8 protein-coding genes are annotated in these 12,198 nt (G+C 61.4%); 7 read left to right on the top strand and 1 reads right to left on the bottom strand.

The window, feature by feature from the left end:
* The first annotated feature begins 333 nt into the window (after positions 1–333).
* The 7 genes from tssJ (at position 334) to mauJ (ending at position 11,374) form a co-directional block, all read left to right on the top strand.
* On the top strand, positions 334–813 hold the full coding sequence (gene tssJ / locus VVD49_RS13885; RefSeq protein ID WP_327599779.1) for a type VI secretion system lipoprotein TssJ: 480 nt from the start codon (positions 334–336) through the stop codon (positions 811–813).
* A 70-nt stretch (positions 814–883) separates the two neighbouring features.
* Positions 884–2,230, top strand: coding sequence for a type VI secretion system baseplate subunit TssK (tssK, locus tag VVD49_RS13880; RefSeq protein ID WP_327599778.1), 1,347 nt, complete (start codon positions 884–886; stop codon positions 2,228–2,230).
* Between the two features lie 87 nt (positions 2,231–2,317).
* Positions 2,318–3,640 (top strand): DotU family type VI secretion system protein, encoded by a 1,323-nt coding sequence (locus tag VVD49_RS13875; protein ID WP_327599777.1) that lies wholly within the window; start codon positions 2,318–2,320, stop codon positions 3,638–3,640.
* A gap of 74 nt (positions 3,641–3,714) precedes the next feature.
* Complete coding sequence (gene tssM / locus VVD49_RS13870; RefSeq protein ID WP_327599776.1) at positions 3,715–7,290, top strand: type VI secretion system membrane subunit TssM; 3,576 nt, start codon at positions 3,715–3,717, stop codon at positions 7,288–7,290.
* A gap of 17 nt (positions 7,291–7,307) precedes the next feature.
* On the top strand, positions 7,308–8,027 hold the full coding sequence (gene tagF / locus VVD49_RS13865; protein ID WP_327599775.1) for a type VI secretion system-associated protein TagF: 720 nt from the start codon (positions 7,308–7,310) through the stop codon (positions 8,025–8,027).
* A gap of 43 nt (positions 8,028–8,070) precedes the next feature.
* Positions 8,071–9,765 (top strand): serine/threonine protein kinase, encoded by a 1,695-nt coding sequence (locus VVD49_RS13860; RefSeq protein ID WP_327599774.1) that lies wholly within the window; start codon positions 8,071–8,073, stop codon positions 9,763–9,765.
* Between the two features lie 238 nt (positions 9,766–10,003).
* Complete coding sequence (gene mauJ, locus VVD49_RS13855) at positions 10,004–11,374, top strand: methylamine utilization protein MauJ (protein ID WP_327599773.1); 1,371 nt, start codon at positions 10,004–10,006, stop codon at positions 11,372–11,374.
* Positions 11,375–11,531: 157 nt separating this feature from the next.
* On the opposite strand, the gene VVD49_RS13850 is transcribed toward mauJ, so the two are convergent.
* Positions 11,532–12,194 (bottom strand): glycine zipper domain-containing protein, encoded by a 663-nt coding sequence (locus VVD49_RS13850; protein WP_327599772.1) that lies wholly within the window; start codon positions 12,192–12,194, stop codon positions 11,532–11,534.
* Between the last annotated feature and the right edge of the window lie 4 nt (positions 12,195–12,198).

The following is a 12,198-nucleotide window of genomic DNA, read 5'->3' as shown; positions in this document are numbered from 1 at the left end:
CGAAGTCTCGGGAAAAGCGATAGCAGAGTTTATAGCGCAGCCACACAGGCGACGATTTGTTTATGCCCGGTTGTACGTCACCCGCACGGGCAGGCCCATCAAGGTTCTCCGGGTGGAGCCTGCACAATGCATCCAGTTCGCGACGGGCCGTGCAACCGACCCGTTTGGCAGCAAGCAGTTTTATGAGAGGCGTTGTGTGAAGTGCCGTGTTGCTCAAGCATAATGACCGGCGCGAATGTGCGACGACCTTCGTTCAGCCCATACCTCTGATGGCTATGCGCGACGACCCGTTCGGCACCACTTGATCAAATCTGCCGGGAAGGAAGCCCTGTTGTGAACAGCCTGATAACTTCACTGCGTTCATTGTGCGTCGCACTCCTCTGCGGCCTGCTACTGACAAGCTGCAGCAAGTCGCCACCGCCACCGACGCTGGCGGCAATCACGTTCGTCGCAGACGAGAAAGTGAACGTCGACACGCGCGGCCGTTCGACACCTGTCGTCGTGCGCTACTACCTGCTGAAGAATGATTCGGCTTTCAATACGGCAGACTTCTTTTCCCTGCTCGAAAAGGACCAAGCAACCCTCGGCGATGCCATCGTGCTGCGCGAGGAGTTCACGCTCAAACCCGGCGAGACCAAGAAGCTCGACACGAAGGATGCGGGCCCTGCGCAGACCCTGGCGGTCTTTGTGCAGTACCGCAACATCGACCGCGCTACCTGGCGCAGCACTACGCCGCTGACGCCACACAAGGCGAACGACGTCTCCGTCAGCCTCAAGAATGACCAGATCACGCTTGCCGGCAAAAGCCGCTAGACTTCGGGCTCAGCGCTGAAAAGCACCGCTGGGAACACTGTTCAACCACACTCTTACTTACGCGCACGCCATGTCCTGGTACAGCAAAGTGGTTTGGTCAGAAGGCCTCTTCCTTCGACCGCAACATTTCCAACAGCAGGACCGGCACGTGGAGTGGCTGGTCGAAGGGCGCGCAAAAAGTGCGAGCCCGTTCTTCTGGGGCTTCGTGCAACTCGACATTGACGAAGCCGCCCTCAACATCGGCAAGATCGCCATCAAGTCAGCCGCCGGCATCCTGCCCGACGGTTCGCCTTTCGAATTCCCCGCCGCCCACATGGGCCCGATTGCGCTGGACTTCCCTTCCGATGTGAAGGATGCCGTCGTCTGTCTGGCACTGCCCATGCGCCGGCCGCTCATGCCCGAATCCACCGACCCGTCGGTTAGCGAAGCGTCGGCAGATCCACTGGCGCGCTACGATGTGGAAGACGCCACCCTGCCGGACTCGGCGACGGCCAGCGCAGCAGCAGAGGTCGTGCAGATCGGCCGTCCGCGTCTGGTTCTGGAAGCCGAGTCACGCCTCTCCGACGCCTTCGTGAAAATCGGCGTCATCCGCGTCGTCGAACGCAAACCCGACAACAGCCTTCTGATCGATCGTGGCTATATCCCGCCGATGCTGGCTTGCACCGCCGCGCCGCCGCTTGGCGCGATGCTGCGCGAAGTACAGGGACTGCTGAACCAGCGCGGCGATGCACTGGCAGGTCGCCTGACGCAGGCAGGTGCTGGCGGCGTCTCCGAAATCGCAGACTTTCTTTTCCTGATGACGGTGAACCGCCATCAAGCCGTCTTCGATCATCTGACGCAGATCGCCAGACTGCATCCGGAGCGCCTCTATGCACAACTGCTGGAACTGATGGGCGAGCTGGCCACACTCACTGCCAGCAATCGTCGCCCGCCCAGCATGCCCACCTACAAGCACGATGCGCTACAGGCAACGTTCGATCCAGTCATCCGCGAAGTGCGGCGCGGCCTGTCAGCCATTCTGGAGCAGAATGCCATCCAGATAGAGTTGCAAGATCACAAGCAGGGTCGCTACGTCGGCATGATTCCGGACAAGGGCCTGCTGCGCCAAGCTGGCTTTGTGCTCGCCGTCAATGCACAGATCCCGGGCGAAACCGTGCGCGCGCGTTTCCCGACGCAAGCGAAGCTCGGCCCGGTAGAGAAGATCCGCGAACTGGTCAACCTGCAGTTGCCCGGCATCGCTCTGCGCCCCTTGTCGGTGGCGCCGCGCCAGATTCCATTCCACGCCGGTTTCACTTATTTCGAGCTCGATAACACGGGCGACCTGTGGAAGCAGCTCGACAGCTCCGGCGGGCTCGGCATGTACGTTTCGGGCGATTTTCCGGGACTCGAAGTTTCGCTGTGGGCCATCCGGAGTTAAGCGCCGGCGCACGCAACACCAGACAAGAAACTTGCCGGCGGCGACTTGCCATCGGCACTACCCAGACAAGCGGGGGACATCCATAACATGACGAGCGACGATCCCTTCGGGCAGCTGCCAGCCGACCGGACATTGGTCATTCCCAATCCCGGCGCGCGGCCACAGCGCCCTGCTGCCTCCGCCGGAGCAGCCCCCTCCTCTTCCTCACGTTTCAACTTCGAGCGCGTCGAGCTCTCGGCTCTCGACTGGTACTCGGGTCTCAACCCATTGGTCGCAGCCGCTAACCCCTTGCTCAATCTCGTGCCGCAACTGCGTCAGGCGCATCACCCCGACCCGGCCGGCCTGCGCGACACACTGGCACGCGCCATCCAGACCTTCGAAACCAAGGCACGCGAACTCGGCCTGCTCAACGAGCATGTCGTCGGCGCACGCTATGCGCTGTGCTGCTTCCTCGACGAAACGGCCGCCAACACGCCCTGGGGTGAAAAGATCTGGGCGCAGCGCAGCTTGCTGGTGCAGTTCCACAACGAAGCCTGGGGCGGCGAGAAGTTCTTCCAGCTGCTCGGCAAGGTCGCAGAGCAACCAGGCACGCATCGCAACCTGCTCGAGCTGTTCTACATCATCCTGTCGCTCGGCTTCGAGGGCCGCTACCGCGTCTTGCAGAACGGCAAGGAGCAACTGGCAACGGTGCGCGAACGCCTGGGTCAGATGATTGCCAAGGAGCGTGGCGAGCCCACACGCGAGCTGTCTCCGGAATGGGCAACGAACGCGACGCCGGATCGTCCGCTGCGCGACTCGATCCCGATCTGGGTCATCGCGGCCATCGCAGCGCTGATGCTGATGATGATTTTCTTCAGCGCCTACTACGCGCTGAATCGCAATTCCGACCCGACCTTCTCGGCGATTCTCGGCCTCAAGGTGCCACCGCCCACACCGGTCGTGAAGCCCGCCGAGCCAGTCGCCGTGAAAGCGCCCGACCGTCTGCAGCAGTTCCTCCCCGAAGAGATCCGCACCGGCAAATTGACCGTGCGTGACTTGTCAGATCGCAGCATCGTGCTCGCGCAGGGTGACACCTTGTTCGAGCCGGGCAGCGCGACTTTGTCGGCATCCTTCGCGGACCTGCTGACCAAGGTCGGTGCAGCCGTCGCCAAGGTAGATGGTCGCGTACTGGTGCGCGGCCACTCCGACAATCAACCGATCCGCTCGGCACGCTTCCCCTCCAACTGGCATCTCTCGCAGGCACGTGCCGACGCGGTGGCTGCGGCCCTCGCCTCGCAGTTGCCGGGCAAGAAGATCCAGACCGAAGGGCGCGCCGACAGCGAACCGCTGGTGACCAATGCCACACCTGAAGGGCGTGCGCAGAACCGGCGTGTCGAGATCATCGTATTCCCGGCAGCGGGCACCAACTGAGCTCCCCACGCGATACGCGCTACGGGGTCACCAATGTGTCCGACAACTAAAGACTTCCGCCAACGGGGCCTCGCATGAAAGCTTTCTTCAAAATAATCCTGCACCCGGTGTTGCTGACCATCCTCGGCCTGATCGCCCTGGCACTGGTCATCTGGTTCATCGGCCCGCTGATCTCGATTGCCGGCTTTGCACCACTCGGCTCGACCCTGGTGCGCCTGATCCTTATTGGCGCCATCGTGCTGTTCTTCATCCTGAAGGCCATCTGGCGCAAGATCAAGGCTCGCAAGAACAACGCGCAACTGCTTGACGGCCTCGTCAAGAGCAGCGAAGCGCCCGGGCAACCCGCTCAATCAGAAGAAGTACTGGCACTGCGCAAACGCTTCGAGGAAGCCGTACGTGTCCTCAAGGAAACACGCAGCGCGCAGAACGCCAAGAAAGGCGGACTGGCGCGCCTGCTGTCCGTAGGTTCAGCTCGCTTCCTGTATGAACTGCCTTGGTACGTCTTCATCGGTGCACCGGGCTCGGGCAAGACGACTGCGCTGATCAATTCCGGCCTGCGCTTCCCGCTCGCGGAAAAACTCGGCGCGCACCAGCTCAAGGGCATCGGCGGCACGCGCAATTGCGACTGGTGGTTCACCGACGAAGCCGTGCTGGTCGACACCGCCGGCCGCTACACCACGCAGGACTCCGACCAGGCCAGCGACCGCGACGCCTGGCAGGGTTTCATGTCGCTGCTGAAGAAGCATCGCCCACGCCAGCCACTCAACGGCGTACTCCTGACTGTGAGCCTCGGTGATCTGCTCAGCCAGTCGGAAGCCGAAGCCGAGCGTCACGCAACGGCGCTACGTACCCGCATCCAGGAGCTGTACACCGCGCTGAATGTGCGGCTGCCGATTTACGTGCTGGTTACGAAGGCTGACTTGATTGCGGGCTTCAACGAGTTCTTCAGCGACTTCGGCAAGGAGGCGCGCGACCAGGTGTGGGGCATCACCTTCCCGCCGACCAGCTCGGGCGACGCCAATGCTGCGCAAGTCAAAGAGCTTCCGGTCAAGCTCGACGCATTGCGCCAACGCGTGCTCGATCTGTTGCCAACGCGCCTTCGCGAAGAGCCCGACCTCGGCCGTCGCGGCGCCATCGCTGCGTTCGACCAGCAACTGGCCGCAGCCAATCGCGTACTCGCAACGTTCCTCGACAAGGTCTTCGCACCCTCCGGTTTCGATCAGGCGTTGATGGTACGCGGCGCGTACTTCACGAGCGGCACCCAGGAAGGCAGCCCGATTGATCGCGTCATGGCCAGCCTCGGCGGTGCATTCGGTCTCGAGCGTCGCGTCTCGCCACCGCAGGCCGGTGCCGGCAAGAGCTTCTTCATCACGCGTCTGTTGCGCGAAGTGGTCTTCGCCGAGCAACGCATCGGCGGCACGAATCTGAAGTGGGAGCGTCGTCGCAGCGCAATGCGCCTGGCAGCCATCGCAGCAACAGTGCTGATCACCATTGGCCTGATGGTCGCATGGGCCTTGAGCTTCAACAACAATCGCGCTTACGTGAACGAGGTCAATGCCAAGGTAAAGGTTACGCAAGAGGTCGTGGACAAGGCACGCATTGCCGCTCCGGACGATGTCGTTGGCATCCTGCCGGTGATCGATGCCGTTCGCAATGTGTCACTGACAGCTCACCGTGTCGAAGGCGGCGCACCGCTGTCCATGCAGTTCGGCCTGTACCAGGGCGACAAGCTCGATGCCGCGTCCGGCCAGGCCTACCGCACGCTACTGCGTGACGTACTCTTGCCGCGCATTGCCAATCGCGTAGAAAACCAGCTGCGCCGACTCGACCCGAACAATCTCGAGTTTGCCTACGAGGCGCTGAAGAGCTACCTGATGCTGCATGACGGCAGCCACTTCGATGGCGACGCACTCAAGGCCTGGATCAGCCTCGACTGGGAGCAGAATCTGCCACGCGAGACGACGGCTGAGCAACGTGCGGCACTGACCGAATATCTCAACGTGCTGTTTGCCGATGGCCCCGCGGCATCGCCCGTGCCGGCTGATGCTGCGCTGATCGCCTCGGTGCGCAACCAGCTGCTGCGCTTCTCACTGCCCGACCGCATCTACAGCCGCCTGAAGCGCCAGGGCGTGGGTAGCGAGTTTCCGGAGTTCACCATCGAGAAAACCGTCGGGCCGGCAGGCGCCATCGTCTTCGTGCGCAAGAGTGGCGCGCCACTCAGCCGCGGCGTCCCCGGCTTGTTCACTTTCGATGGCTATCACAAAGGCTTTGCCAAGGTGGTCGAGCGTGTTTCGGCGCAACTCACCGAGGAAGAGCCATGGGTGCTCGCCACGGCAACCGGCAAGCGCAGCCTGGAAGACGAGAAGAAGATCGCCAACGAAGTACGGCGCATCTACCTGAACGACTATGTGCGCGTCTGGGACAGCTTCATCAATGACATCGGCGTCACCAAGGCCAACAGCCTGACGCAGAACATCCAGATCGCCCGCGTGTTGTCGGCTATCGATTCACCACTGCCCAAGCTGATGAAGGCCATGTCGCGCGAAACGACGCTGAGCCTCAAGGCCAGCGACAAATCCACAGTCGAGAAGGTGCAGGACAAGCTGTCGGAAACGCAGTCGGATCTGAGCAAACTGTTCAGCAAGGACACCACGACACAGACACAGGTGCCTGCCGGCGGTATCGAGATGATTGTCGACGACCACTTCAATCAGCTGCGCACGCTCGTCACGGGTGATGACAAGAGCGCGCCGATCGCGGCCGTCGTCGCCTTGCTCAACGATGTCTACATCGCCATGTCCGCCACGGAAACAGCGCTGCGCGACAAGGTTGCGCCACCACCGTCGGACGCAGCCGCCAAGGTGAAGGCTGAGAGCGCGCGCATGCCGGAACCCGTACGCACGATGATGCAGGACGTGTCCGCTGCAGGCACCGGTCAGGCGTTGTCGACCTTGCGCGAGACCTTGAGCAGCCAGGTCGGTGCGCAGATTGGCCAGTTCTGCAACCAGGCCATCGAAGGGCGTTACCCCTTCGTGCGCAACAGCACGCGCGACGTGACACGTGACGACTTCGCAGCGCTGTTCGGCCCCGGCGGCAAGCTCGATGCCTTCTTCACGCAGAACCTCGCACAGTACGTCGACACCTCGACCAACCCCTGGACCTTCAAGAAGGTGCAGGAGCAGTCGCTCGGCAGCTCCGGCAACCTGCAGCAGTTCCAGCGTGCGGCCGTGATCCGCGACGTGTTCTTCCGCAACGGCGGCATCCTGCGTCTCGATTTCAAGCCGGTCGACATGGACCCGGCCATCACCAACTTCGTATTCGATGTAGATGGCCAGCTGGTCAAGTACGCTCACGGCCCGCAGGTGCCACAGTCGGTACAGTGGCCCGGCCCCAAAGGCGGCCTGCAAGTGCGCGTGCAGATCACGCCACCTGGCGTCAGCGGCACCTCGGGCACGGCACTGGATGGCCCGTGGTCGCTGTTCCGCATGCTCGACAAGGCGAACATCCAGCCTGCCGGCGCGCCGGAGAAATTCCGCGTGACCTTTGCTGTCGATGGTCGCAACGCCAGCTTTGACGTGACCTCGAGCAGCGTGCAGAACCCCTTCCGGTTGCGCGAACTCGCCGAGTTTCGCTGCCCCTCCGGTCTGTAACGCGAGGGGGATCGGCCATGGAAATGACGCCCGGATGGTTCGGAAAATTGCCTGCATTGGGCGATTTTGCCCATCGACGTCTGCCACAGGCCTTCGTCGCCGATTGGGACGCCTGGCTGCAACGCGGTCTCGCCCACAGTCAGCAGAACCTCGGCAACGAATGGCTGAACACCTACCTGACCTCGCACGTGTGGCGCTTCGTGATCGCGCCCGGCACGCTGGATACTTCGACCTGGGCGGGCATCGTCATGCCGTCGGTCGATCGCGTGGGCCGCTACTTTCCACTGACCCTTTGCGCCGAGCTGCAGAATTTCAGCTTTGAGCCCAGCACCGTGGGGGCGGTGGAGGAGTGGGTGCAGGATCTGGAAGCTGCTGCACGTGCAGGTCTGGAAGCCGACGCGACGATAGACAGTTTTGAAGCCGCGCTGGCCAGTTGCCGTGTGCCTTCCTGCTCACCCTCCTCACCCTCCCTGCTACGCGCCGAAGGCGCCGGCACCGCGCTGGCTCACGCCCTGCGTGAACGCACTGCTTTCGAACGCATTGAAACCGGCCCCAATGTCGGCCTCGAAACCATGGCCCGCGTGGCCGCTGGCCGCCTGATGGGTCAGCTATTCGGCGGCTACAGCCTGTGGTGGTGTCAGAATGAAGCGAGCGCCCTCGGTGGCTTTGTCTGCCAAGGCATGCCCAGCCCGGGTGTCTTTGCGCGCATGCTGCAATACACGCCGGAACAATCCTGAACGAGCACGATAGCCGGGCATTCAACCAACAGGACACCAGCCAGTGCCTGACGCGGGAAACGACAACGACAAAACGATGGCACTGAGCGAGGACGCCCTGCCGTCTGCCCAGCCTTTTGTCGCCACACCTGTCGCTACACCTGTCGCCGCGCCGCTGCCGCTCGAAGCGCAGCAGAACACCTTGCAGATCGGCACCCGCCTCGGTGAGTTCGAGATCCTCGACATCATCGGCGAAGGCGGTTTCGGCATCGTCTATCTGGCGCAAGACCACTCCCTGCAACGCCGCGTGGCGCTCAAGGAGTACATGCCCACATCGCTCGCTTCACGCAGCGCCAATGCGTCGGTCTTCGTCAGTGCTGAACGTTACGTCGAGACCTTCGAAATCGGCCGGCGCAGTTTCGTCAATGAAGCCCGTCTCCTGGCGCAATTCGATCATCCCGCGCTGGTCAAGGTGTACCGATTCTGGGAAGCCAATGGCACGGCCTACATGTCGATGCCCTTCTATGAAGGTCGGACCCTGCGCGATGCCCTGCGCGAGCGCGGTGCCGTACCGGACGAAGCCTGGATCAGGAAGATCCTCTCGCCCGTCGTCGATGCGCTTGAACTGATCCATCAGGAAAATTGCTACCACCGCGACATCGCGCCAGACAACATCATGTTGCTGCGTGGCGACCGGCCGGTACTGCTGGATTTCGGCGCGGCCCGTCGCGTCATCAGCGACATGACGCAAGCATTGACGGTGATTCTCAAGCCGGGCTACGCACCGGTTGAGCAATACGCCGAAATGCCGGGCATGAAACAAGGCCCATGGACCGACATCTACGCCCTCGCCGCCGTCGTGTACTTCATGATTACCGGCAGGACACCACCACCCTCGGTCGGGCGCGCCGTACAAGACAGCTATCGCCCGCTGGCCACCGAGGCCGCAGGGCGCTACGACGCGAGCTTTCTGCGCGGGATAGACCACTCGCTGAGCGTGAATGCCATCGATCGGCCACAGTCGATGGCCGAGATGCGGGACCTGCTGGGTCTGGTCCCGCAATCGCGCGTGCTGGCACCGCGCGCCGCGAAGGCCGCCGTCGCAACCCAGGCAGCGCACTCCGGCAATGCGCCCTTCGTTGAGCGCCGCGTGAAATCGCCTGTCGTCCCGCCACGCGCCGACCGCCGCCGCCCCGTCGCTCCAGCTCCGGCAAGTGGGCCTACACCCGTACCAGCCCCCCAAGCCGCCTCATCCACCGCAGGCATCACACCCGCCAAGCGCTTTGCCATCGGGCTCGTCATCGTCGCAGCTATTGGTACGACCGCGCTGGCAGTCAGGAAGTTTGCTTTTCCGAAGGCTGACGACACCACATCCAGCGCAGCCGAGGCTCCTGCCACCCAGGATACACAGGCAAGCACCTTGCCATCGGCAACGGCGGCTCAAAGCAGCCAGCCTGTCACCGCCCCGGAAGCAGCACCGATCCCAGCACAGGCTACGTCCGACACACCAGCCAGCAGCGCAGCATCGTCCTCCTCCGAATCGAGTCAGCCTGTAGCACAGTCATCCAGCATAAGCAGCGTCACCGCCAGACCACCCGTCAAACCAGCACCTGCCGTGAGAGCGCCTGCGGTCGCGAAACCAGCACGCAAAGAAGTAGAACCCCCTCCCGCCAAACCCCAGCGCCGCAAGAACACCCCGGAGGAAGAGGCGGAATACATGCGCAAACTCAACAGGGATCTGGATAGCCTCACGAAATGACATCCGCCTGTACCGTCAAACAAAGACAGCGTTTTTTCGCAATCCCGCGTTGGGAGAAAAATTTTGACACCTCCTTTTCGGCCAAAGCCGCCGGTCAATAGGCGATTCGCAAACGGCTGCTTACGACTAAAAAGCGGATACTTGCGCAACGTCAGACCGTTGCCAGCGCAGAGATCCCTTTCCAGATTGCGAATGTGGCGGCAGTAGAATGCGGCTTTCCCCACGGTAGGAGTCCCGATTGAAGACCCCTTACATCCGCCACACGTTTGGCGAGGAGGTTGCCAAAAAGCTCCGCAGTCGCAGGGGCTGGCTCACTGCGGGCGTTGCATCTTCTATCTCGTGGCCATCGTTCGATGTGTGCATTGAGTACGCAGGTGATGAGTATTTCCTGCGCGGATCAGAGCTCGATGGAAAAGCGTCACCTCCCTGCATCACCATCGCATGCGGGGGGGACAAAGACGTAGATGTGGCAATTGGCAAGGTCTATCGGTTCACGTCAATCCTAAGCTGGTTTGCAGGCGGTTACGTCGACGTGTCCGGCTACCTATGGGGCAGTCATCCGATGTTGTACGGGAGCCGCACAGTCTACTCGTCCATGGGTATCGCTGGCCCTAAGTCGTTCAACTGCAACCACATGCCGGTCATTGAGGACGAGAACGTTCGCAAAGCTCTCGCGTTTTGGCGCGAAGGAAGACGACTTGACGAAGTCCATGACAGTTACGCATTTCTCAGCTTCTACAAAGTCATCGAATCGCAGTTTCGTGATGGGCGCAGACGTGGCAAATGGATCACGGATCACATTGACCAACTCACTGACAGAGCTGGAGAGCGTGTTGCAGAGCTGCGTTCTGCAGGTATCGACGTAAGCGAGCATCTCTTTGAGAGCGGCCGCTGCGCGGTTGCGCATGCCTCGCTTGATGGCGAGATTGTGGATCCAGATATTCCTGCAGACCGGAAGCGCCTCTCCGCTGATCTGGTAATCATCGAAGAGCTAGCGCGCATCTACATCCGAGATGAATTGAAGGTTCCAGACTCGCGGTCGCAGTATCGCACTAGGGATCGACTGGTGCCGTGGGACGAGATTCTCAACGCGGACATCCGAACCGTGCTTAGGAGCGGAGGAACGCCAGAGGATGTTTCGGCGCTCAATGGACTCACGGTGGCGATCGGAATCTGGCCAGACGGTCCGATTGTCGGCTTAGATCGAATGACCATGCATGTAGATGCCGTGGAAAACGGTGTGATTCGCATACTGTTAGTAAACGAACGGCAGACTGTGTTGCTAGTGTTCTGGCTGGACTATCGGAGCGGCCGGGTTCATACGAGCCTCGAAGAGGGTGGACTGCTATATGGGGAAGACAAGCCTGATGAAAATGATGTACGGGCCTACGCAACGTTCTTCTTCAAGGTGTTTGGTAATGGTATTGCTGAACTGACTTGTGGCGACTTCGAGCCCATAGATTGCGAGGTAGTCATTCCCGTTAATATGATGATGACAATGTCAGTAGAAGAAGCAATTGAGGCCCGGGTCGAACAGTTTCGCAAGGAACAAGTCCCAATGGGGTCCGCTGAATCAACCGTTCTGGAACCACCGAAGTCAGACAACTAGGCGTCCGCTATTGACCGACAGCGGACGCTGGAACGAGTTGGTTGCAACTTCCGCTTTGGCCGACAACCTGCCATCGCACCGCGCACATTGGCACGGGGGAGTTGGCTCCTTGCCCTACTGAATTAGCCTAGAAATCACGAACGTCCCGGCGCTCGTATCAAACGTCTACGCGACTCGGGTTTTTGGCTTCGATCGTGTAACGCTGCACGCTACCGCTGACACGTGGATCAGCCACCAGCGTACGCCGCACCTTGCCCTTGCCTGCGGGCTCGATGGTTTCTTTCAGCGCGACCTTGGTCGAACCACCGTGCTCGGGCGCCGATGAAATCGTCATGTCGATCGTTTCGCCCCGCTCATCCGCCGTCTTGCGCGCATATTCGTTGAGCTTGCGGACCGCATCCTTGCCCTCGGGCGTATTCAGCTGGCTAACCGGAATCTCGACGGACACCGCCTTGAAAGCGGCGACTGTCTCGGTCTTGTTGGTGGCTTTGTCGACGACCTGAACCTGCTGCGTCTCGACCGGTGTCACCTTGGCACCCTCTACCTTGGCAGCGCTGTCGGCCACCTGCCTGGCCTCTTGCACCTCGGCATTCCGCGCGTACAGGTAGCCAGCCGCGCCACCGGCAACGGCACCGACGGCGCAGGCCGTACCCATGTCATTCTTGGTCAGCTTGGCGAACACGGCTCCCGTCGCACAGCCAATGCCGGCGCCGATTGCAGCTCCCGTCGTCTTGCTGTCCATGCTGGAACAGCCCGACACCACCAGACCCAGACCTAGTACCACGACAAGGGATTTTTTCAGGACCAGATTGCTTTGCACACTG

Origin of the sequence: Uliginosibacterium silvisoli, assembly GCF_036017035.1 — a bacterium.
Classification (GTDB): Bacteria; Pseudomonadota; Gammaproteobacteria; order Burkholderiales; family Rhodocyclaceae; genus Viridibacterium; species Viridibacterium silvisoli.
Note: the sequence above shows the minus strand (reverse complement) of the source record. Positions and strands in the feature narration are given on the sequence as shown.